Origin of the sequence: Nitratireductor sp. StC3, from assembly GCF_003015025.1 — a bacterium.
In the GTDB taxonomy this organism is placed as follows: Bacteria; Pseudomonadota; Alphaproteobacteria; order Rhizobiales; family Rhizobiaceae; genus Mangrovimarina; species Mangrovimarina alexandrii.
Window position 1 is genome coordinate 66,248 of record NZ_PYBP01000012.1, and the last position, 22,526, is coordinate 88,773.

At 64.1% G+C, this 22,526-nt stretch carries 22 protein-coding genes; 3 read left to right on the forward strand and 19 right to left on the reverse strand.

Annotated features, from left to right (window positions below):
- Window positions 1-10 precede the first annotated feature (10 nt).
- Genes C7T96_RS20355 through torT form a run of 16 tightly spaced genes read right to left on the reverse strand, consistent with a single transcriptional unit; the run spans window position 11 to window position 15,769 of the window.
- Window positions 11-442 carry a cupin domain-containing protein gene (locus C7T96_RS20355; protein WP_106573102.1) on the reverse strand — a complete coding sequence of 144 codons (432 nt, stop codon included), beginning with the start codon at window positions 440-442 and terminating at the stop codon, window positions 11-13.
- The gene (locus C7T96_RS20360; RefSeq protein WP_199190530.1) at window positions 439-1,182 is read right to left on the reverse strand and encodes a ribonuclease activity regulator RraA; all 744 of its coding nucleotides are present in this window, start codon (window positions 1,180-1,182) and stop codon (window positions 439-441) included. The genes C7T96_RS20355 and C7T96_RS20360 overlap by 4 nt, the downstream gene beginning before the upstream one ends.
- Window positions 1,179-2,033, reverse strand: a complete 855-nt coding sequence (locus C7T96_RS20365) for a fumarylacetoacetate hydrolase family protein (RefSeq protein ID WP_106573103.1) — start codon at window positions 2,031-2,033, stop codon at window positions 1,179-1,181. Before C7T96_RS20365 ends, C7T96_RS20360 begins: the two co-directional genes overlap by 4 nt.
- The gene (locus tag C7T96_RS20370) at window positions 2,033-2,857 is read right to left on the reverse strand and encodes a xanthine dehydrogenase family protein subunit M (protein ID WP_106573104.1); all 825 of its coding nucleotides are present in this window, start codon (window positions 2,855-2,857) and stop codon (window positions 2,033-2,035) included. The genes C7T96_RS20365 and C7T96_RS20370 overlap by 1 nt, the downstream gene beginning before the upstream one ends.
- The gene (locus tag C7T96_RS20375; RefSeq protein WP_106573105.1) at window positions 2,854-3,345 is read right to left on the reverse strand and encodes a (2Fe-2S)-binding protein; all 492 of its coding nucleotides are present in this window, start codon (window positions 3,343-3,345) and stop codon (window positions 2,854-2,856) included. Before C7T96_RS20375 ends, C7T96_RS20370 begins: the two co-directional genes overlap by 4 nt.
- 12 nt (window positions 3,346-3,357) lie before the next feature.
- Window positions 3,358-4,041, reverse strand: a complete 684-nt coding sequence (locus tag C7T96_RS20380; RefSeq protein ID WP_106573106.1) for a carbon monoxide dehydrogenase subunit G — start codon at window positions 4,039-4,041, stop codon at window positions 3,358-3,360.
- A 46-nt stretch (window positions 4,042-4,087) separates the two neighbouring features.
- The gene (locus C7T96_RS20385; RefSeq protein WP_106573107.1) at window positions 4,088-4,396 is read right to left on the reverse strand and encodes a YciI family protein; all 309 of its coding nucleotides are present in this window, start codon (window positions 4,394-4,396) and stop codon (window positions 4,088-4,090) included.
- Window positions 4,393-6,810 carry a xanthine dehydrogenase family protein molybdopterin-binding subunit gene (locus C7T96_RS20390; protein ID WP_106573108.1) on the reverse strand — a complete coding sequence of 806 codons (2,418 nt, stop codon included), beginning with the start codon at window positions 6,808-6,810 and terminating at the stop codon, window positions 4,393-4,395. Before C7T96_RS20390 ends, C7T96_RS20385 begins: the two co-directional genes overlap by 4 nt.
- Before the next feature lie 48 nt (window positions 6,811-6,858).
- A complete protein-coding gene (locus C7T96_RS20395; protein WP_199190531.1) occupies window positions 6,859-7,431 on the reverse strand; it encodes a flavin reductase family protein in 573 nt (190 codons plus the stop codon).
- 35 nt (window positions 7,432-7,466) lie between these two features.
- Window positions 7,467-9,035, reverse strand: a complete 1,569-nt coding sequence (locus C7T96_RS20400; RefSeq protein WP_245414191.1) for a 4-hydroxyphenylacetate 3-hydroxylase family protein — start codon at window positions 9,033-9,035, stop codon at window positions 7,467-7,469.
- Entirely contained in the window at window positions 9,028-9,480 is a 453-nt protein-coding gene (locus tag C7T96_RS20405) for a RidA family protein (protein WP_238719961.1), read from the reverse strand. The genes C7T96_RS20400 and C7T96_RS20405 overlap by 8 nt, the downstream gene beginning before the upstream one ends.
- Before the next feature lie 40 nt (window positions 9,481-9,520).
- Window positions 9,521-10,456 carry a VOC family protein gene (locus tag C7T96_RS20410; RefSeq protein ID WP_106573112.1) on the reverse strand — a complete coding sequence of 312 codons (936 nt, stop codon included), beginning with the start codon at window positions 10,454-10,456 and terminating at the stop codon, window positions 9,521-9,523.
- A gap of 47 nt (window positions 10,457-10,503) precedes the next feature.
- Window positions 10,504-12,045 carry a 4-hydroxyphenylacetate 3-hydroxylase N-terminal domain-containing protein gene (locus C7T96_RS20415; RefSeq protein ID WP_199190532.1) on the reverse strand — a complete coding sequence of 514 codons (1,542 nt, stop codon included), beginning with the start codon at window positions 12,043-12,045 and terminating at the stop codon, window positions 10,504-10,506.
- 58 nt (window positions 12,046-12,103) lie between these two features.
- Window positions 12,104-13,111 carry an ABC transporter permease gene (locus C7T96_RS20420; RefSeq protein WP_158264432.1) on the reverse strand — a complete coding sequence of 336 codons (1,008 nt, stop codon included), beginning with the start codon at window positions 13,109-13,111 and terminating at the stop codon, window positions 12,104-12,106.
- A gap of 13 nt (window positions 13,112-13,124) precedes the next feature.
- Window positions 13,125-14,669 carry a sugar ABC transporter ATP-binding protein gene (locus C7T96_RS20425; protein WP_106573114.1) on the reverse strand — a complete coding sequence of 515 codons (1,545 nt, stop codon included), beginning with the start codon at window positions 14,667-14,669 and terminating at the stop codon, window positions 13,125-13,127.
- Between the two features lie 35 nt (window positions 14,670-14,704).
- Entirely contained in the window at window positions 14,705-15,769 is a 1,065-nt protein-coding gene (gene torT / locus C7T96_RS20430) for a TMAO reductase system periplasmic protein TorT (protein WP_106573115.1), read from the reverse strand.
- A gap of 144 nt (window positions 15,770-15,913) precedes the next feature.
- On the opposite strand from torT, the gene C7T96_RS20435 reads away from it, so the two are divergent.
- The 3 genes from C7T96_RS20435 to C7T96_RS20445 all read left to right on the forward strand — a co-directional run bounded on the left by C7T96_RS20435 (window position 15,914) and on the right by C7T96_RS20445 (window position 19,372).
- Window positions 15,914-16,885, forward strand: a complete 972-nt coding sequence (locus C7T96_RS20435) for a LysR substrate-binding domain-containing protein (RefSeq protein ID WP_106573116.1) — start codon at window positions 15,914-15,916, stop codon at window positions 16,883-16,885.
- Between the two features lie 90 nt (window positions 16,886-16,975).
- On the forward strand, window positions 16,976-17,923 hold the full coding sequence (locus C7T96_RS20440; RefSeq protein ID WP_245414192.1) for a LysR family transcriptional regulator: 948 nt from the start codon (window positions 16,976-16,978) through the stop codon (window positions 17,921-17,923).
- 288 nt (window positions 17,924-18,211) lie between these two features.
- The gene (locus C7T96_RS20445; protein WP_106573117.1) at window positions 18,212-19,372 is read left to right on the forward strand and encodes a CaiB/BaiF CoA-transferase family protein; all 1,161 of its coding nucleotides are present in this window, start codon (window positions 18,212-18,214) and stop codon (window positions 19,370-19,372) included.
- 45 nt (window positions 19,373-19,417) lie between these two features.
- Here C7T96_RS20445 and C7T96_RS20450 read toward each other — a convergent pair whose 3' ends face one another.
- The 3 genes from C7T96_RS20450 to dctP all read right to left on the reverse strand — a co-directional run bounded on the left by C7T96_RS20450 (window position 19,418) and on the right by dctP (window position 22,507).
- Complete coding sequence (locus C7T96_RS20450; RefSeq protein WP_106573118.1) at window positions 19,418-20,713, reverse strand: TRAP transporter large permease; 1,296 nt, start codon at window positions 20,711-20,713, stop codon at window positions 19,418-19,420.
- On the reverse strand, window positions 20,710-21,249 hold the full coding sequence (locus C7T96_RS20455) for a TRAP transporter small permease (protein WP_158264433.1): 540 nt from the start codon (window positions 21,247-21,249) through the stop codon (window positions 20,710-20,712). The genes C7T96_RS20450 and C7T96_RS20455 overlap by 4 nt, the downstream gene beginning before the upstream one ends.
- 229 nt (window positions 21,250-21,478) lie before the next feature.
- The gene (dctP, locus tag C7T96_RS20460) at window positions 21,479-22,507 is read right to left on the reverse strand and encodes a TRAP transporter substrate-binding protein DctP (RefSeq protein WP_106573120.1); all 1,029 of its coding nucleotides are present in this window, start codon (window positions 22,505-22,507) and stop codon (window positions 21,479-21,481) included.
- Window positions 22,508-22,526: the final 19 nt, after the last annotated feature.

Consider the following 22,526-nt stretch of genomic DNA (forward strand, 5'->3'; position numbering starts at 1 on the left):
CGGCGGGCGTTCAGTCGCCCTTGTGCAGAAAATCCCCGATGGTCTCATCGGTGTGGAACACCGGCTTTTCGTAATAATGCGGCCCGTCATAGATCTCGATCAGGACGCTTTTCTCGTGCGCCAGCGTCGGCCCGTGCGGGTTGTCCTTCGGGTTCATGTAGAAGCTGCCGGGTTTCAGCCGCAGCCCGACATCGGTATATTCGTAGTCGCCCTCAAGGCAGTACATGAACTGGTTCGAGGCATGGATGTGCTTGACGGGAATATGCCCGCCCTTTTCGAACTCCAGGATCGCGATCGAGGCGCCGGTGTCCGGGTTCTTCCAAAGAAAATACTGGCGCAGACCGTAATCGGGGAAGTCCAGCCACTTGTCCGCATCCAGCGCGTCGCGGTCGATCAACACTTCGAGCGACTGCGCCAACGCAGCCTTTTGTTCCGCGTTCATGCATCTTCCTCCAGGTTGGGGCGGCCGGCGGCCACCCAGGCTTCGTATTCCTTCCGGCTGTCGGGCGTGGCCGGGAACAGGCCGAATATCGAGCGGCCGCGCCGTATATGCGCGGCGACGAACGTTTCGTAATCGCCGGCGGCGGCGACCTCGTCGGCGACCTCCTGGGCCAGATGGCGCGGCAGCACCACGACCCCGCTCTTGTCGGCGACGACGATGTCGCCGGCATAGACCGGCACGCCCGCGCAGCCGATCGGATCGTTGAACGCCACCGGACTCAACGCGATCGGCGTGGCCGGTCCCGACGGCCCCGCCTGAAAACACGGCAGGCCGGTCTCCGCCACACCGGGGCTGTCGCGATAGCCGCCATCGGTCACCACCCCGGCGACGCCGCGCGTCTTAAGGCGGAGCGCCATCATGTCGCCCATGCACGATGCGCGCCGGTCGCCCCCGGTCGACATGACCAGGACCGCACCCGGAGGACATTCTTCGATAGCGCGCCGGTGCAGGCTCTCCTCGGTGGCGTAGAGCGCCATCGTGTCCAGATCCTCGCGCGCGGGAATGAAGCGCAAGGTGAAGGCTGGCCCGACGAGTCGCGGCTGGTTCTCCGCCACCGGCGACAGGCCGACCATGAAGCTGTTGCGCAGCCCCCGTTTCAGGAGCGCATTGGCCAAGCTGGCGGGATCGCATGTCTCGAGCGTCCGGCGCAGCGCGTCGGAAATGGGCGCGGTCTGCGTCACGCTGCGGGCTCCTTGACGACCGTATTGCGCAGGATGCCGACGCCTTCGAGTTCGACTTCGACCGTGTCGCCGTGCTTCATCCAGACCGGCGGATCCCGGCGAAGCCCGACGCCGCCCGGCGTGCCGGTGACGATCACGTCGCCGGGATTGAGTGTCATGAAGGTCGAGACGTGTTCGATCTGCTCGGCGAGGTCGAACATCATCAGATCGGTGGTCGTGTCCTGCATGACCTGGCCGTTCAGGCGGCATTTCAAGGCCAGGCTGCTATCGGGCGCGATCTCGTCGGCAGTCACCATCCATGGGCCGAACGAACCGGTCGCGGGGAAGTTCTTGCCGGCGGTCCACTGGTTGACGGCCAATTGCCAGTCGCGGACCGACCCGTCATTGTAGCAGGATATGCCCGCCACGTGCTCCAGCGCCCTGGCCCTGGGGATGCGCCTGCCGGCCCTGCCGATCACCACGGCCATCTCCGCCTCGAAGTCGAACTGATCGCTTTCGCGCGGGATCACGAGCGCCCGCCCATGGCCGGTCTGCGATTCCGCGGTACGCAGAAACAGCGACGGCGCGGCCGGCTTTTCGGTGTCGTGGTTGCCCTCGGCGCGGTGGGCCTTGTAGTTCAGCCCGACGCAGACGATCTTGCCCGGATTGGGCACGACCGGCAAAAAGCACAAATCGTCCAGATGAAAGTCGGCGCTCGCGCCCTTGACGACAGCGGCGGCACGTTCCAGCCCCCCGTCGCGCAGCAACGCGACCAGATCGCCACCGAGCCGGCAACCAAGATCGTACACCCGCTCGCCGTCCGCCACTCCGAAACTGGCTCGGGACGGCGTCACGTAAGACATCAACTTCATCAGGCTTTCTCCATTTCCAATCCGCCGGCCGCCATGTTCAGCGCGCGGGCGGCGGCCACTGCGACCAGATGCGCGCGGTAGCGCTTGCTGGCATGCATGTCCTCGTTCATCGTCGCGGGATCCTGTTTGAGGTCCCTGATCGCGTCCGGTGACCAGTTTGCGCGCAGCGCGGCCTCGAAATCCGCCTGCCGGAACACGCAAGGGCCGGCGCCGTTGACGGCAACCCTGATCTGCCCGTCAAACGCGGCGATGAAACACCCCACCGTGACGTAGCCCGATGCCTGGTTGGCGATCTTGTGATAGCCCGCGCGGCGCGGCACCCGGAAATGCACCCGCAGGACGAGCTCTTCCGGCTCGAGCGCCGTCTCGAACAGTCCGGTGAAGAAGGCGTCGGCGGGGATGCGCCGCTTCGTGGTCTCAACCGTCGCGTCGAGGCCGACGACGGCGGCGGGATAGTCCGCCGCCGGATCATTGTTTGCGATCGAACCGCCGATGGTTCCCATGTTGCGCACCTGCGGATGGGCGATGCCCGAAGCCAGATGCCGCAGCGCGGGGATCGCCATGCCGATATCGGCATGGGCGGCGATTTCGGCATGGCGCGTCATCGCGCCCACGCTCACATGGGTGGAGGAGACCTCGATCCCGCGCAGCTCCGCGATCGCGCGCAGGTCGATCAGCACGCTCGGCCGGTCCAACCGCTGCTTGAGGGCGGGGATCAGCGTCTGGCCTCCCGCCAGCACGCGCGCTTGCGGGTTGCCGCGCAGAAGCTCGAGAGCCGCGTCCAGGTTTTGCGGGCGTTCGTATTTGAAATCGGGAAGGTTCATCGCACGCTACCGTCGCCGCATGAGTCCGGTGCGTTGCGGGCAACGTCCATGATCGCATCGACGATGTTCTGATATCCGGTGCAGCGGCACAGATTGCCCTCCAGGGCCTCGCGGACCGCCCTTTCGTCATGGCCGATGCCGCTGCGCACGACGTCGATCCCCTGCATCACCATGCCGGACGTGCAGTAGCCGCACTGCAGCGCATGATGCTCCCTGAACGATTCCTGCATGGGATGCAGCCTGTCGGAGGTTCCCAGCCCCTCGATCGTGGCCACCTCCGAACCGTCCGCCTGCACGGCCAGGAGCGTGCAGGATTTGACCGCCCGCCCGTCCAGGTGAACGGTGCAGCATCCGCATTGCGTGGTGTCGCACCCGACATTGGTGCCGGTCAGCCCGCAGAGTTCGCGCAGGAAATGGACGAGCAACATGCGCGGCTCGACCTGATGGGTTTCAGGAACCCCGTTAACGGTGATCGTGACTTCGTTCATGACCGTCGCCTCTCAATGCGTGCCAAGCCAGGCGGCGGCCGCGGCAAGAACGGCAACCGTGAAGGCCCAGGCCCAGCCAGGCATCTGCAACGTGAACTGGCCGGCCGGCGAAACGGCGGGCGCGGCCGCGACCAGCGCCGCTTTTCCAGGCATGGCCGCCGCTGGCTCGCGGTCAGCCCCGGACGCCTCCTGGCCACCGGAAGCAGCAGGGGCCGCGGCCTCCCCCGATCCCTCCGCCAGGGCCGACGGGTCCTTCAGCAGCGCTTCGAACTTGTCGAAAAACTGCCCCGCCATGCGCTTGGCCGTCGCGTCGATCAGCCTCGATCCGATCTGCGCCAGCCGGCCGCCCATCGCCACATCCGCGCTATAGCTGAGACGGGTGCGCGCCGTGTCGCCGTCGATGTCTTCAAGCACGACCTGCGCACTGCCCTTGGCAAAGCCGGCAATGCCGCCTTCGCCCTCGAAGCGCAGGGTGCAACGTGCCGGCGGATGCAGGTCCTCCTGCCACAGCCGTCCACGGAAACGGGCGCGCACCGGGCCGAGCGAAGCCAGAACGACCGCCGAATAGGCGCCGTCGTCGTCGAGGGTAAAGGACTCGCAGCCGGGAATCGCAGCCTTCAAGAATCGGGGGTCCAACAGCCCGTCCCATACGCGTTCGCGCGGGGCTTCGATGTCCTGGCTTCCAGTCAATTGCATGTCACTATCCGATCTTCTGATATCGCGGGCATCGCCGTTTCGCGGGTCAAAGCGGAGGCATGTCGGAAGGACGATTGGTCTGCCAGCGGAAGGCCAGCACCTCGATGCGCTCCGACAATCCGGCGATTTCGAACGGGTCGTTTGCGAGGATTTCCCGCACCTGGGCCTCGGAATCGGCCTCGATCAGCATCAGCCCGCCGCAGGCGTCTCCGTTTTCGTCGAGCAGCGGGCCGCCGCAACGAACGCGGCCGGCGAACCGGCTCATGTATTCGCGATGCGCCGGCCGCGTCGCCGCCCGGACCTCCGCGGCACGACCGTCGCTGCGGTCGATCCGATACACGGAATAAAGCGTCATTCCTCTTCTCCTTCGGGGTTCATCGCCTCCCAGACCGACATCGGCGTCAGCGGCATCTGCAAGTCGCGCACCCCGTAGGGACGCAGGGCATCGACGACGGCCGACACGATGGCGGGCGGCAAGCCGACGGTGCCGGCTTCAGCGCCGCCCTTGACCCCCAGCGGATTCGTCGCCGTGGGGACGGAGCGCAGGCCCAGCTTGAAGCGCGGGAAATCTCCGGCCTGGGGCATGGCGTAGTCGGTGTATGCACCCGTCAGAAGCTGGCCGGTCTCATCGTGCACCACCTTCTCCTTCAGGGCCTGGCCCGCGGCCTGCGCGATGGCGCCCATGATCTGCCCTTCCAAAAGAAGGGGATTGACCACATTGCCGACATCGTCGACCGCGGTCACGCCGACAAGGTGAACCTGTCCGGTCTCCGGCTCGACCTCGACCTCGGCGATGTAGCAGCCATTGGGATAGTTCTGCGGATTTGCCGAGAAATGGCCGATACCTTCGAGCCCGGACCACAGATCCGCCGGGATCGATTTCAGCGCTCCGGACGCATAGGTGGTCACGCCCTTCCAGGCAAAGCTGGCCTTCGCCACCTCGTCGATCGTCACGGAGCGCTGATCGCCTGCCTTCCACAGATAAAGGCCACTCTCGAACACGATCTCAACCGGATCGACCTCAAGCATGATCGCGGCCAGCCGGGTACCCTTGTCGATCACGCTTTCGCAAGCCTGCTTGAGCGCGGAGCCGCCCACGGTCATGCTACGCGAGCCGAAACTGCCGCGGCCCGTCGCGATCTTGTCGGTATCGCCCTGCAGCAGACGGATCTTTTCGATCGGAACGCCGAGCCATTCATGCGCCATCTGCACGAAGCTGGTTTCGTGGCCCTGGCCGTAGCTGAACGTGCCGGCAAGGATGGTCACCCCGCCCGCGCTGTCGAAGCGGACCTCCATGCGTTCGCTGATCGTGGCGCAGACCTCGATATATACCGCCAGTCCGCGCCCGCGCAGCCGCCCCCGGGCTTCGCTGTCCGCGCGGCGCGCCGCGAAATCCTCCCAGTCGGCAAGCCGAAGCGCTTCATCCATGATGGCTTCGAACTCGCCGCAATCGTAGGTCTCGCCGATGCAGGTCGTGTAGGGCATCTGGTTCGGCCTGATGAAGTTGCGGCGTCTGATCTCGTCGGGAGCCAGCCCCAATTCCTCGGCTGCCAGATCCATCATGCGCTCGACGACCAGGGTCGCCTCGGGCCGCCCGGCACCGCGATAGGTGGTCAGGGTTCGGCTGTTGGTGAAGATGCCGTTGACCGTCACATGCATGGCCGGGATCGCGTAGACGCCCGACAGCATCCGCGTGCCGACCAGCGGCGGATGCGCGGTCGACGGGCCGAGCTGGCAACCGAGATTGTGATTGACGACGATCCGGGCGCCCAGCACCGTGCCGTCCTTGTTGAAGGCGAACTCGGCATCGGCGATCTGGTCGCGTCCGTTGAAGTCGGACAGAAAGGCCTCCGACCGGTCGCTGACCCACTTGACCGGACGCCCGGTGCGCTGTGCCGCCCACAGCACCAGGATTTCCTCGGGATAGATGCCGCCCTTGGTGCCGAAACCGCCGCCGACGTCGCCGGCGACGACATGGACGCGATGGGCGGGAACGCCGAGGATCTGGTCGGCCAGGATCAGCCTGATGCGGTGCGGATTGGCGGTGGAGCTGGTGAGCTGCCAGCGCATGTCGCCGGGATCCCAAGCGCCGATACAGGTGCGCGGCTCCATCGGATTGCCGGCCACGCGCTGATTGCGGATCCTGGCGCGGACGACATGCTCGGCGCGCTCGAACGCCGCATCGGCCGCCGCCGCATCGCCCAGTTCGTGCGTGAAGCAACGATTGCCCTTGGCCTGCGGCCACACGAGCGGCGCGTTGTCGGCCAGCGCCGCTTCGAGCGTCGGCACCACCGGCAATTCGTCGTATTCGACCTCGATGCGCTCGGCCACGTCGATCGCGGCCGCCAGGGTTTCGGCGACGATGAAGGCAACCCCCGTGCCGACCGCAAGCACGCGATCGGTGGCCAGTGGCGGGAACGGCGTGGCATGGTAACCTCCGCCCGTTATGTTCGGCGGGATGCTGACGCAGGGAATGTCTCCCCAACTGTCGGCCGCGTAGTCTTCGCCAGTCAAGATGGCGACCAAGCCGGGCACGTCCAGCGCGGGCGAGACGTCGATCCGCTTGATCTTGGCATGGGCCACGGGCGAGCGCAGAACGTAGCCGCGCAGTTGCCGCGTCATGGTGATGTTGTCGGCGAAACGCCCCTTTCCCGTCAGCAGGCGCGGATCCTCGCGGCGCCGAACCGGCGCGCCGATGCCGTTATGGTTCAACTGTCGCGACGGCGTCACCACAGTTCCAGCGGGCATCTCGTTTACGATTTTGTTCATCCTGTCCTGCACCGGCTTGGTCGTCTCACTGCTTCACTATTCGCGGGCTCAATAGCTAAAGCCCTGATCCTGCCAGAGGATCTCCGGCACCGACTCGACGCTCCAATCCGGGGGGGCCAAGTTGCGGTAGCTGCCGCCGTAGTAGAGCAGCGGCTTCTGGTGGTCGTGGTGCAGTTCCAGCGCCCGCACCTCGCCAACGAACAGCGTGTGGTCGCCGCAGTCGTACTCGTGCGCCAAATCCGCCGCCAGCCGCACCATCGCGCCGTGCACGACCGGAATATCGGCGAGTTGATCGAAGGCCGGGACGCGGTCCGGAACGGCCTTGCCCGCAAAATGGTTCGATACCCATTGCTGGCTCTGCGACAGGACGCTGACGCCATACTGGCGGGTGCTGACAATCCGGCCGTGCATGCGCGCCGTCTTGGCGACCGAGACCAGGACGAGAACGGGCGCCAGCGATCCCGACATGAACGCATTGGCCGTCATGGCGTGGATTTCGGCGTCCCGGCCTGTCGAGATCACGACGACACCGGAGGCGAACTGCCCCATCGCAGCGCGGAAATCGCGCTGCGAGAAGTTCTGCGCTTCAGGAGCTTGAGGGACATGTTCCGCCTTGGCCAAAGCAGCCTCCTTCTTGCTTTCGAAATGCCTCGGGCTCAGCGTTTGCCGAACAGGTTGACGTCTTGCGGGTCGACCAGATCCGGCACCGTCCATCCATCGAGGTCGTATTCGTCCATCGCCGACTGCGCGAAGGCCTTGAACCGATCGAGGTCTCGGTTGGCCTGGGCGTTCCACAGATTGGTCAGCCGGGTGATGTCGTTGCTGCCGATATAGTTGATCTCATAGAGCTCGTGCCGGGCGCCAAACTCGGTGCCGATGGCGTCCCACAACATCTTCATCACCTTGACGCGCTCGACGGCGTCGGCACCGCCCGACCCTCTGAGATAGCGATCCAGATAACCGCGGATTTCCGGCGCCTTGAAATCGGCGGTGTGCGAATTCAGGTAAATCAGACCCGAAGCGACGATCTGTTCTATGATGTTCTTGATTTTCGGCATGGCGTGCTGGTTGAGCACGCGATAGGCGCCGGCAAAGCCGCTGTCGGGGCGGACCATCTCGTTCCAGGGCGCCGCACTCTTGGCCATCGCGTCGGAAAGCGCCCAGAAATTGTTGCGCCAGGCGATCACCTCGCCCAGTTGCGCCTGCACCCCGTGGAACCCCTTGGCGCCGGTGATTTCGAGCGCGCGGGTCAACAGGCCGACGATGAAGTCCAGCTTGACGGCGAACCGCGTGCAACCGTGCAAGGAGGCGCGCTCGAGAAAGCCGGAGCCGGTATTGAACCGGTTGGCGACCTCGAGATCGCCATGCATGAACACGTCCTCCCAGGGCACGAAGACATTGTCGAGCACCAGGATGGCGTCATTCTCGTCCAGTCGCGAACTCAGCGGATAGTCGAAGGGCGAGCCCATCGCCGCGGCCCGGTATTCGTTCGAGACACGGCACAGCAGCTTCACGCCTGGAGCGCCGGTCGGAACCATGAAGACCGGCGCGAATTTCGGATCCGCGATCGGCACCTGGGCGACATGTGCCACGAAGGTGAAATGCGTCAGGGCCGAATTCGTCGCCACGACCTTGGCGCCGGAGACATAGATGCCGGCATCGTCTTCCTTCACCACTTTCACGAACACGTCGGAGCCGTCCGCCGTGGGCAGGTCGCGATCCACCGGCGGATGCATGATGGCGTGGTTTACGTACCAGGTCCGTTCCTGCGCCTTGCGGTACCAGCGCAGCGCGTTGGCTTCGTAGCCTTTGTAGAAGTCGGCATTGGCGCCGAGCGTGCCCAGGAAGGCGCCCTTGTAGTCGGGCGAACGTCCCATCCAGCCCCAAGAGGTGCGTTGCCATTCGGCAATCGCATCACGCTGGGCAAGCTGTTCCACAGCATCCTTGGGCGCGCGGAAAAAGCGATGGGTCCTGCCGCCCCATTCGGTCGGCACGGTCAGAACGTCGCGAAATTCCGGATTGTGCAGCTTGTCGTACATCCGCGCGATCATCCGGGCCGCGTTGCGGAACGCCGGATGGGTGGTGACGTCCTTCACCCGCTCGCCATAGATCCAGACCTCGCGACCGTCCTTGAGACTGTCGAGATATTCCTGGCCGGTGAAGGGCATGAAGTCGCCGGTATTGCTACCGGCGCCCTTCTGTCGCGATGCGGACGCCTCAGTCACTGCCGCTGCCCCGATAGGCCTGCGCGGTGATCTCGAGTAGGATGTCCGGATCGGCCAGTCCCGCGACCTGCACCAGCGTGGAACACGGGAAATCGCCCTCGAAGAACTCCTTGCGCGCTTCCCAGATGCCTTTGTTGTCGGCCATGTTCGTGACGTAGATCGTCATGGTCACGACGTCGGCCATCGACGATCCGGCGCCTTCCAGGCAGTCCTTGATCTTCTGGAAAATCACCTTCGCCTGCTCGTAGGCGCTTCCGACGCCCTGGATCTTCTTGAGATCGTTCGCACGCGAAGTGAACCCCGACAGGAAGATATGGTCGCCGACGCTGATCGTGTTCGACCAGTGGCCCTCGGGGTACTCGGCGACCTTGTCGGTGATAAAGCGCTGCTTCTTCAAAGGGGTGGCGTTGTCATTCGACATCTTCATTTCCTTTAGTGCCGTCATGTTCAGCTCCTTTTCTTGCTGGATTGATCGACCGCGCGGTTCAGCGGAAGAATTCGGGCGTCGGATCCATGCCCCATTGCGACTTAGTCGGCCCTTCGTCGTCGAGGTAGTAGTCCTTGCCTTTGTATTCGGCGGTGTTGGCGTCGCCGTCGGTGTAGTGCTCGATGCGATTGCCGAACGGGTCCGTCCAATAATCGAAGATCTGGCTGCCGATCAGATGGCGCCCCACGCCGATATCGAGGTGGTAGCCCTTGCTGACCAGGTAGTCGTGCGCGCCCATGACGGCGTCGAAGTCCTGCATTTCGAAGGCGCAGTGGTGGCAGCCGACCTCCGAGGCCTCGTTGATCAGGATCGAATGGTGATCGACGAGTTCGCTGCCGAGATCGAAGCGGATAAAGGTGCCGACGGCCTTGTTCACGCTGGGAACGATCATCTTGTCGCTGTCCAACATCGCGAAACGCTCCCGCATCCAGGCCAGCGTCTGGTCGTGATCGCGCACCTTCAGCACGAAATGGCCCAGCTTCAGCGCAAGCCCGGGCTCGCGCTGCGGCCGCAGCGACTGGTTCACGCGTTCCTTGCGGTCGCCCCAGTTGAAGTGGTGGGAGGAACGATGCTCGATCGGCTCGACCGGCTCCTGACCCCACACGCCGTCGATCTCCAGCCCGTCGGGGTGCTGCATGCGGACACGCCAGCCGCCGCCCGGCAGATCGGTGATCTCTTCCACCGGTCCGGAGCCCTCGAGCTTGGCCAGTTCCTCGAGATCCTCCTTGCTGCTCATGATGAGCGCGCCGCCGAGGAACTTCTTGTCGCCCTTGTAGGTAATGTGCACGACCGGGGCCACACCGCCGCCACGCATGAGCAGGACGTCGTCCGTCCGCTTGGCCGTGATCAGACCGAAATCCTCCATGAAGGTCTGCATCTTGTCGAGGTCGGGGACCTGGTATCGCACATAGGCCAGATCGACTGCTCTGGGCATTGCTTCTCTCCTCTTGATTTGGGTTCGGGGCGCTTCGCCCCCGGCACTCACTTCAGGACGCTGACATCGTCGTTGTTGATCAGATCGGGCACCGTCCAGCCGTCGAGGTCGTATTCGGACATGCACTCGTCGACCATCGAGGTCATCTTCTCCATTTCGCCGAGGCTCAGGCTTTCCCAATAGTTCTGCAGGCGCGTCAGATCGTTCGACCCGAGATAGTTGATCTCGTAGAGTTCGCTGCGGCCGCCGAATTCGGTGCCGACGCAGTCCCACAACAGCTTCATGAGCTTGATGCGCTCAATCGCCTCGACGCCCCCGGTACCGCGCAGATAGCGGTCCAGATGCGGCCGCAGCTCCTCGCTCTTGAAGTCGTCGGCATGGCTGTTGAGATAGATCAGGCCCGACGCCACGCTCGCCTCGATGATGTTCTTGATCGCCGGATAGGCAATCTGGCTGATCGTGCGATACGCGGTTCCGAAGCGCGAATCCGGCTGCACCATCCCGTTCCACTCGACGTTGGACTTGGCCATGGCATCGCTCAGGCCCCACATCGTGTTGCGCCACGCGATGACCTCGCCCAGACGCGACTGGATCCCGTGGAAGGCGGAGGTGCCGTTGATGTCCAGCGCCTTCTTCAGCGCGCCGGTGATGAAGTCGAGCTTGACCCCGAGCCGGGTGCAGCCGTGCATCGCCGCCCGCGCGTTGAAACCGGAACCCGGGGCAAAGTCGTTGGACAGCTCCGGATCGCCGTACATGAAGACGTCTTCCCAGGGCACGAAGACGTTATCCAGGATGAGGATCGCGTCGTTCTCGTCCATGCGGCTGGAAAGCGGATAGTCGAACGGGCTGCCCAGCACGGCGGCGCGATGTTCGTTCGAAGCCCGGGACACCATCTTGACGCCCGGCGCGCCTGTAGGAACGATGAACACCGGCGTGAACGCGGCGTCCTTGATCGGAATCTGCCCGGCATGCGCCACGAAAGTGTAGTTGGTCAGGGCGGAGGCCGTCGCCACGACCTTGGCCCCGCTGACATACAGGCCCGCGTCGGTCTCCTTTTCGACCCGCACATACACATCCGACTGGTCGGCGCTTTTTGCGTTGCGGTCGACCGGCGGATTCATGATCGCGTGGTTGATGTACCAGGTGCGCTCCTGCGCCTTGCGGTACCAGCGCAGCGCGTTGTTTTCATAGCCCTTGTAGTACTGGAAATTGGCGCCGAGCGTGGCGAGAAAGGAGCCCTTGTAGTCGGGCGAGCGCCCCATCCAGCCATAGGAGATGCGCTGCGTCTCGGCCACGGCGTCGCGCGCCGCAATCTGCTCGCCAACGGATTTCGGAGCGCGGAAATAGCGATGCGTACGCCCACCCCACTCGGTCGGACAGGTCAGGATGTCCCGACGCTTGTCGTCGTGCAAGGCATCGTAGAAGCGCGCGATCATGCGCGCGGCGTTGCGAAACGCAGGATGCTCGGCGATATTCTTGATCTTCTTGCCGTAGATCCAAACCTCCCGACCGTCATTCAGGCTTTCCAAATACTCCTTGCCGGTCATCGGCAGGAATTCGGTTCGGATATGGCTGGCTTGCACGTTCATTCGGTCCTCCTTCAATCTTTTTGCTCGGCACCGCCGGTTCGCCCGTAGCGGTCTTCGCTCAATGTCTGGCGATAGCCATGGCGAATATCAGGATGGCGCCCGTCGCCATCGTTTGGGCATAGGCCCCGACCTGCATAAGGTTCAGCCCGTTCTGCACAAGCATGATAAGCAGCGTTCCCAGGAGCACGGCCAGCGTGCGGCCGCGCCCACCGGCCAGGGCGACGCCCGAAATCACGCAGGCCGCGATCGATTCAAGCGGCAGCGAGGTGCCCACATTGGCCTCGCCGGTGCCAAGCCGGGCCGTCAGCAACAGCCCCGACAGGGCCGCCAGCAGACTTGCCAGCGTAAAGGCGGCGATCGTGACGCGAACCGTGTTCACCCCCGACAAGGCGGCGGCCTTCGCGTTGCCCCCGGCCGCGTAGAGCTGGCGGCCGAAACGCGTCCACTCCATCAGCACGTAGACGAGCGCCACCAGAACCAGCGCCACGACGGCGGCGATCGGGAATCCCAGCACACGGCCGAACCCGAACCACTCTCCAAGCATCGGCGGGAGCCCGTAGATCGGCATGCCGCCGGAAACCAAAAGGGTGACGCCGAACAAAACCGAGCCCATGCCGAGCGTCATCATGAAGGGAGGAATGCGCAGCACGCTGATGCCCAGACCGTTGACAAGGCCGGCCCCCACGCCGATCGCCACCGCGGTGCCGACACCGGCCAGCAACGCCAAAAGCTGGAATTCGGGAAAGGCGGCATAGACCGCCGCCATCACCAGCGCCCCCACGACAGACGTCAGAGACACGGTGCTGCCGACCGACAGGTCCAGCCCGCCATTGACGATGACGATGAACTGTCCGAGCGACACGATCAGCAGATAGACCGACTGTCGCGCCACATTTGTCAGATTGTCGACGGTCAGAAAGTTCGGCGCCTGCAGCGAAAAGATCACGAAAACGAGCAGAAACATGACCGGCAAGGTGGCGGATTGCCGGTTCTGCACGAGCCAGGCAAGTGCAGCGCTTGTTGCCGGACGGGAGCCGGCGTCGTTCGGTACATCCAAAGTGTTCACGTCTACCCCGCCTTCAAAAGAATTGTTCCAGAATCTTGTGTTCGTCGTATTCGTCCCGCGCGAATTCCGCGACGAAGCGGCCATTGCTCATGACCTTGATCCGATGCGCCAAGCCCATCAGTTCGGGAAGGTTCGACGACGCGATCAGGATGGCGGCGCCGCGCTCGCTCAGCTTGGAAAGCGCGTTGTAGATCGACAGGCACGCACCGATGTCCACGCCGACAGTGGGTTCGTCGAAGACGTAGACGGAAATGTCTTGCACCATGGCCTTGGCCAGCAGCACCTTCTGCTGGTTACCGCCCGACAGGCTCTCGACGGGGTCATCAAGCTTGGCGGGTTCGAAATCGACCAGCCGGGAGATCTCCGTCAGGAGACGGTTCTCCTGGTCGGTCTTGATCCAGCGGCCGCGCAGAGGCCCGAAACTGTAGGATGACAGCGATATGTTCTCGCGGGCGCTGCGTCCCATCGACAAACCGTCATGGCGCCGGTCCGAGGGCGTCATCCAGAGCCCGTTGCGGATCGCATCCGCAGGATCGCCCTGTTTCACGGGCCGGCCATCGACGGTTATCGTCCCCGAGCGCAAGCGATGGAGGCCGAAACACGCTTGTGCAAGCTCCCCCTTGCCGCACCCCACCAGCCCGGCAACGCCCACGATCTCGCCGGCTCGCACCTCAAGCCCCGCATCCTGAACCTGGACCTGGCCTCGCCTCGGGACAGTGGTAACGGCATCGAGGCTCAGGCGCACCGCGCCGAGATCGGCTCGTGGCGTCGGATAGATCTTCGCCATCTGTCGGCCGGTCATCAGCCCGATGAGGTCGTCTTCGCACGTATCCGCCGGAACCGTGTCGATGTGCCTGCCGTCGCGCAGGACCGTGACCCGATCGCCGACGATCGGTATTTCGTGGATGCGGTGGGTGACGTAGATGATGGCGGTGCCTTCGGCCTTCAGGCGCAGGACCAGCTTGAGCAGCGCCTGCGCATCATGCTCCGACAACGATGCCGTCGGTTCATCGAGGATCAGCAGTTCGGGCGGCCGTCTCAGCGCCTTGCATATCTCCACCATCTGCTGCTTGCCACGTGTCAGCGAAACGACGCGCGACCTGGGGTTCAGGTCGAAGCCCAGACTGTCGATCAGGGCCTGCGCTTCCTCGACGGCGGCCTGCTTGGCCAGCAGGCCGAAACGGTTGGTCGGCTCCTCCCCCAGGATGATGTTCTCGGCCACCGTCTGGTGCGGAATGAGCGAAAACTCCTGGAACACCGCACGCACGCCGTGGGCGCGGGCCTCGGCGACGGAACCGAACCGGGCGACCTTGCCGCGGACGACGATCTCGCCGCCGCTGGGCGCATTCGCGCCCGCCAGCAGCGAGATCAGCGTCGACTTGCCCGCGCCGTTCTCGCCGAACAGAACATGCGCTTCGCCGGCCCGGAAATCGAGCGTGACCGGAGCGAGCGCGACGTTGCGCCCGTACCGTCTCGTGATTTCACGGACGCCAATCACCGCGGGCCCCGCCTGAACCGAGGCGGCCGGGGCAATCGGCTCCTGCAACGCGATACTCATTCCCACGCCTCCCGAATCTCGCTTCCGGGATGCCGTTACTGGGACAGATTGAAGACTGGCCGGTAGCCGCGCGGCGCCATCACCTCATCGCGGTTCATCTCGTCGACGCTCTCCTTGGTGTAGACAGCGCCGAGCGTCCCGATGTTGAAATGCTCCTGCTTGCCTTCCAGCACGCGAACGGCCTGGTCCAGCATGATGCGGCCCGTCAGCGTGATCGGCGCCACGCCGGCCGCCTCGACGTCGCCCGTCTTGAGATATTCGTACACGCCGGGCAGCATATAAACCGAGACCAGCTTCACCGTGTCGGCGATGCCTCGCGCCTTCAACAGAGGAACCGCCGCTTCGGCCATGACAGCCGTCCCGACGATGTAGTCGACGTCGTCATGGGTCTGCAGAATGTCTTCGACCAGCCGCGCCTGAACCTCCTTGCCGACGTCGCCGTGCTTGGTTTCGACGATCTCGACGGCGCTGCCCTCTATTCCCTTCTTGAAACCGGTGTCGAAGGCGGTGACGAAACCCGCGCCAGCCGGACCGGGCAGCCAGGCGATCTTGGCCGGCTCGCCGCCGGCGGGATGTTTTTCGGCCAGATACTGGCCCGCGCGCAGCCCCTCGGCATAGGGACTGGTCAGCACCCGCGCCGCGACCTTGTCGCTGTCGACACCGTTCACGATGTCGATGACGGGAATGCCCCTCTGCTCGAGCGTGGCGAGCAGATTGTTCACGCCCTCCGCGGCGATCGCCACCATCAGTACCGCATCCGCGCCGCCGGCGACGCAGTTCTCAATCTGGCTGATCTGATTGGCGAGCCGCGTATAACCGCCGGCATCCATCGTCTGGACGTTGACGCCCAGCAGCTTGGCCTCTTCCACCATGCCGTAATTGGCGGCGACGAAGAAGGCATCCTTCATGTGCGGAACCGACACGCAAAGCTGCCAGGGGCGGCTTGCGGTCTCGGAGGCGCTGAGCGGCACATAATCGACGCGCTCGGTATTTCCGTCGCGATCGGTCGCGTCCACCGCAAGCGGATACCAGTCGGCCTCGGCAAGAGCCGGCCCCGCGACCGCGATCATCGGAGCAAGCAGGCCTGCGCGAAGTGCCATCGATAAAGTCATATGTCGTCTCCCCCTCATCACTATTGATGAGAGATTTTTCGACAGCGATAGGGATAAGTCAATTGACATTAAAATCGGAATAACATTACGAATATCTCATATCAGTATGGCCGGGGACTGGGAGGACCTTAAATGCTGGCAATCGAGCGATTCTTTCGCGATCACATGAACTTCCGCCACATGCGCATCCTCGTGGCCCTGGACGATTATCGCAACGTCAAGCGCGTCGCGGCCTATCTCAACGTGACCCAGCCTGCGGTATCGAAGACACTGTCGGGCCTGGAAGCCGGCCTCGGCCTCAAACTGTTCCACCGCACGAACCGCGGCATGGAACCGACGATGCTGGGAGCGAGCCTGATCCGCCACGCGCGCGACATTCTCGGGCAACTGAGCGAAGCGCAGACCCAACTCCGCGAGATCGCCGAGAACCGCGTCAGCCGCATCTCCCTCGGCGTCCTGCCCACCGCCTCCGTCGTGATCATTCCCCAATTCATCGCCCGGCTGGAAAGCATCGCCTCCTCCACCAATATCCGCATCACGGAAGGGACGATGGACCGCCTGTTGCCGTCGCTTCGCGCGGGGGATGCTGATTTCGTTCTGGGCCTGCTGCCGAACGCGCCGATGTCGGCCGAATTTCGCAGCGAACTCCTGATCGAGGATCCGCTCGCCGTCGCTGTCCGCAGGGGACATCCCCTGGAACGCGTCAAAAGACTATCGTGGGAGGACGTGGCGCAGTTTCCCCTGATCCTACCCCCGTCCTCGGCGACCACCCGCTTGCCGATCGACGCCTTTCTCGCCGCCGAGGACGTGACTATCGAGGCACGGCGGGTGGAGACCGTTTCCACGATGGTGGTCGTCGGAGCGATCCAGCATACGGACTCGATCGGTTTCGTTTCCAATTCCCTGGGGCAGTATTTCGAGCGGCTGGGAGTCGTCACCATCCTGCCCATCCCGGTTCCCGACGTTCAATTGCGCCTGGGCCTGATATGGCTTGCCGATCGCCGCTATTCGGAATCCCATCAGCTCGTCCTCGAAATATTGCGGGAGGTATGCCGTGGCCTCGGCCCGGCCCCCCGATCCGGCCGGAACGCGACCGGTGGCTGAACGGCCGTCACCCGCCGCAAGGTTCTCCGTTGCGATCGACGCGGCAGACGGGCGGGTAGGTCCGCGCGCCCGGCCAAGCCCGGACATGCCATGATGGACATTCGTCAGCTTCGATATTTCATGGCGATCGCCGAGGCCCGGTCCCTGTCGGCCGCGGCGCAAAGACTGCGCATCGCGCAACCCTCGCTGTCCCAACATCTGCTCAACATGGAGCGGGAGTTGGATGTCAGGCTGGTCGAACGCTCGTCGCGCGGATCCGTTTTGACGCCCGAAGGAGAGGTGCTGCTGCGCCACGCATCGGAAATCTGCAGCAGGCTCGAGCGCTGCGTCTTCGAGATGCGCGAACTGTCCACCCATATACGCGGCCATGTGCGTTTCGGCATGCCGTCCTCGGTGTCGATGGTGATGTCGGTGCCGCTGGCTGAAACGATACGCGTCGAGCTTCCCGACGTCAGGCTCCGGGTCAGCGAGGCGATGAGCGGCTTCATCAAGACATGGATCGACGACGAGACGGTCGATATCGGCTTTCTCTACGACCTAAACGGGGTCGACCATTTCAGCGCCACGCACGTCCTCGACGAGCGACTTTATTTCTTTTCCGCGCCGGATGCCTGGCCGCTCAAGACGGCGCCCGGAACACCGGTGCGCTTGCGCGATCTCGAGAGAATTGAGCTCGTCCTACCCGGAGAGCCACACGGCCTGCGCAGCGTCGTCGAGGACGCGGCGGCCGAAAGTGGCGTCTCGCTGTGCATCATGACGGAGCTGGACGCGATGACGCAGATCAAGGAACTGGTCGCGCGCGGCTCCGGCTACTCGATCTTCGCCCCGGCCGCCTGTCAAGACTTCGTCGAAGCCGGCCGCCTGCTGAAGGCGCCGATCGTGAGACCCGTCATCGCGCGCCCCGTCTATCTGGTCCGCAATCCGGCCCGGATACAAACCCGCGCATGCGCGTCCGTCGAGGCGCTTACGCTCGATGTCGCCCGCGAGATGGTCCGGCGCGATATCTGGGAAGGCGAACTTGTCGGGGACACGGGCTGAGCCCGCAGCGCGCGCAGCCTTTGGACGCCGTTTTTGCTTTTTCACGGTTTCGCGGACCGGCAGTGATTCAATCTTCCAAAGCGCCTTTGAACGGCGAACCGGCTTCCACTTCGCCTGAGACACCTCAAATAGCCGCCGCTCTGACGGCCGGGTCGTGCCCACGGCCATGTTCTCATTCGCGCGACGGCATAGGTTTTTTCGATGGTCGCGCCCGTTTAAACCTATATCCCGGTTCGGCCCGCGCCGTGTCAGAAAGCCCGACACATCGAACAAAACGGGAGCCTTGCCATGTCGGGTGATCTGGAGGGCCTTCTGGTCGTCTCAATCGAGCAAGCCGTCGCGGCGCCGTACCTGTCGGGCCGTTTGGCCGAAGCCGGCGCGAGAGTGATCAAGGTCGAACGTCCCGAGGGTGATTTCGCGCGCGAGTACGACCATCTCGTCCATGGCGAAAGCGCCTATTTCGTCTGGCTCAACAGGGGCAAGGAATCGGTTTGCCTCGACCTGCGCAACGAGGCGGACAAGGCCGTTCTGGAAGCCGTGGTGCAAAAAGCGGACGTCTTCATACAGAACCTGGCGCCGGGGGCGATCGACCGTCTGGGTTTCGCGCCCGAACGGCTGCGGGCCGAAAACCCGCGCCTGATCACCGTCTCCATTTCCGGTTACGGCGAAGAAGGCCCCTACAGGCAGCGCAAGGCCTACGACCTCCTGGTTCAGGCCGAAAGCGGACTTTCGTCGATTACCGGCAACCAGGCGGGCCCGGCCAGGGTCGGCGTTTCGGTCTGTGACATTGCCTGCGGGATGACGGCGCACCAGGCGGTGCTGCAGGCGCTGATCGCCCGCCACCGCACCGGCAAGGGACGCCACATCTCCGTCAGCCTGTTCCACGCCCTGGCCGACTGGATGAACGTGCCTTACCTGCAATATGCCTATGGCGGCAAATCGCCGGACAGAAACGGCCTGAACCATCCCACGATCGCACCTTACGGCGCCTATGCCGGCGTCGACGGGAAGGAAGTCCTGTTCTCGATCCAGAACGAGCGCGAATGGGCGAAGTTCTGCGAAACCGTGCTGGAGTGGCCGGAACTGGCCATCGACCCTCGTTTCGACACCAATTCCAACCGGGTCGCCAACCGGGCCGCCTTGAACGAGATCATCGAAGGCGTTTTCTCCCGTCATGGCGCGCACGCGCTTTCGGACCTGCTGCGCCAGGCCGGCATTGCCAGCGGCCTGGTCAACGCGATGGAAGACCTGGTCCGGCATCCGCAGAACCGCTACGTCGAGGCCGAAACCCCCACCGGCCCGGTCCGTCTTCTGGCGCCGGGCGCCGTCGTCGACGGGAAGGTGCCCTATTTCGGGCCCGTGCCGGCCCTGGGTGCCCATACCAGGCAGGTGGGCGAGGAATTCGCGCCGACGCGGCGTGGCGCCAACGTCGAGCCGCGCCGGGATTGACCGGCCGGCGGGGCCGTTTTTGCAACGGCCGACCGCCGTGCCGGTTCAGTTCAGGATATCCGGCAAGAACGTCGCCAGCGGCGGGAACAATATCAGCAAGACGACGGCAACCAAGTTCGCCGCCACGAAAATCGTCATCGCCCCGAAGACCTGCCAGATCGTCACCCGGCCGGGCGCCAGACGTTGGACGATGAACACGTTCATGCCCAGTGGCGGCGTGATCAGGCCGAGTTCCACCACCAGCGCGACGATCACGCCGAACCAGATGGGATCGTAGCCGAGCCCCACCACCAGCGGCGTGAACACCGGAACCGTCAGCACCATCGCGGCAAGACTGTCGAAAACGCAGCCGAGCAGGATATAGATCACGCAGATGCCGACGATCACGCCGACCGGCGGAACGTTCAGCGCCTGGATCCATTGCACGAGTTGCGCCGTCAGCCCGGCGATGGTGAGGAAATTGTTGAAGACAAGCGCGGCCCCCATGACCAGAAGCAGCGAGCCGGTGGTCATCATCGTGTCGACCAGCGCCTCTCCAATCTGGGTGCGGTTTGCGCAACCGCGGATCGCCATCATCACCAGCGCGCCCGCCGCGCCGCAGCCTGCGGCTTCGGTGGGTGTGAAGACGCCGGAATACATGCCCCCCAGCACAAGCAGGAACAGTGCGGCGACCATCCAGGTCTTTTTCAGGCTCCGGGCCTTGTCGCGCATCGGCAAGGCTTCCGCCGGGCGGCCCATGTCGGGACGGAAATATACCATCAGCCAGGCGGCGAGCATGTAAAGCAGCGCCAGCATGAGGCCAGGGACCAAAGCCGCCATGAAAAGCGCGGCGATGTCGTTTTCGGTGATGATCCCGTACAGGACCAGCGGCACGCTCGGCGGAATCAGGATACCCAGCGTACCGCCCGCCGCGACCGCTGCGCAGGCAAAGCTGTCGCGATAGCCGTAGCGCTTGAGTTCGGGCAGCGACACGCGCGAGATCGTGGCGGCGGTGGCGACCGAGCTGCCCGAGACGGCCGAGAACGCACCGCTGGCGCCGATCGTGGCGTGGGCGATCCCTCCGCGATAATGTCCGAGCCACGCGCGCGCCGCCGCGAAAAGATCACCCGCCAGCCCGGCGCGATAGATGAAGGCGCCCATCAGCACAAACAACGGAATGACCGAAAAGCCGTAGCTCGAAATCGCGTCGGTGAGCTGCGTGCCGACGACGGCGCTGGAGGCCTCCCAGCCGCGAAAATAGGCAAATCCGACCGTTCCTACGAGCAACAGCGCGACGGCAAGGGGAACGCCGATGAAACTGAGTACAAAAAGGGCTGCGAACCCGATGAGGGAAGCGGTCATGCCGGCGTCTCCCCGGCAGGTTCGGCCTCGGCGTCGACGGCCTCACCGTTGCCCAAGGCGCGCAGCGTCGCTGCCAGGAAGATTGCGGCCATGGCACCGCTCGTGAGGGAGAAGACATAGACGATCGGCGCGACCGGGAGTTCGAGATAGCCGATCACATCCTCGAATTCGGCCGCCTCCGTCGCGTGTCGCCACATCAACACCGCCAGCACGCCCGCCACCACGGCCGACACCAGCGAAACGACGACCATCCTGATCCGTTCGCGCAGGCTGGTCGGCGGCCCTTCGAACAGGGTCAGCATGATATGGCCACGGCGCAGGGTCACTGCGGGAAGCGACAGCGACACGGCGACGGCGAGCAAAAAACTGACCAGCTCCACCGCTCCCGGCAAGGACCGGTGGAAGACATAACGCCCGATCACATCGATCACGGTAATGGCGATCATGATCAGCAGGCATCCACCCGAACCGATCAGGAGCAGACGCGCCAGGCTCTGTGCCTTGCGCGCGAAGGAAAACGGCATCGGCGAACTCATGACACCGCGCATCCCGCCGGCATCCCGGGCCGTGCGCGCCGGCCGCGATAGTGCCGGAAGATATCGCATCGAGGATCGAGAGGTAGAGACATGACGTCGCCTTAGCGTTGAGGGGACATGCTTGACGGAGTGCGTTGCGTTCAGGCGGCCAATCGGAGGTCGACGACCACCGCAGGAGGGGCGCGATCGGTCTGCCCCTCCATCGAGACCGCTGGATGTCAACGGCCGGTCACAGGGACTTCAGGAGATCGCGATAATATTCGATCGCCGCAGCGCCATCGATGCCCTTGTCCGAAACCTTCTGGATCCAGTCCTCCTGGAGAAACTGGAACGCTTCGCCGAGATCGGCCGAGAACTCGTCGGAAATCGTCGAAAAGACCACCCCGTCCTTCTTCAGGTCCTCGATCACCCGGTTGTTTGCCGCTTCCACGGCTGCGAGCCTGCGCGAAAACGCCTCGCCCGACAGCGATTCGAGCGCGGCACGATTTTCCTCGGACAGGCGGCGCCAGGCGCGTTCATTCATCACCAGTGCGAAGCTGCCGGCCGTCGTCAGTTCGCCCAGCCCCGCGATCGATTTCGTATAGCGCGACAGGTTGAAGCTGATGACCTCGATCGGGGTGAAGGCCACATAGGCATCCACCATGCCCTTGGACACGACTTCGAAATATCTGAACGCAGGCCCGGCCACGACACCGGGCGTGATCGAGCCCCAGGCGGTCGCCGCCATGCCGGGCGTCGTGGCGAGTTTCAGCGCCTTGAGTTCTTCCACGCTCTGCGGCGGCGTTTCGCTCAGGCTGAACAACGCCTGCGGCGCGAGCGTGAACAGCGACAGCAGCTTCACGCCCTTCATCTCGTCGGCCGCGGAAAAGTACTTCTCGTAGGTTCGCCACAGCGCCACCGACGTCGCGTCCGTCGTCTTGTGCGGGTTCGGCAACTCCGTCATCATCAGCGAGGTGAGCCGGTTGGGCACCACGGACGAATATTGCACCGTAATGTCGGCGACCCCGTTCTGCACCATATCCAACTGCTCGGGAGGCGGCGCGAGACTTGCAGCGGAAAATTCGATGACGACCTCGCCCTTGGTCTCCTCCTCCACCGCATCGGCCCAGGGCTTGAGAACGTCGGCGACCAGCGGATGGGTCATCGGAAAAAAGGTCGAGAACAACAACTTCGTTTCCGCGGCCGCCGCCGACACATTCAAAGTGGCCATTGCCAATGTGAAGACCGCAAGTGACGTCTTGAGTTTCTCCCCGATCATCTTTCGTTCCCTTTCTTTT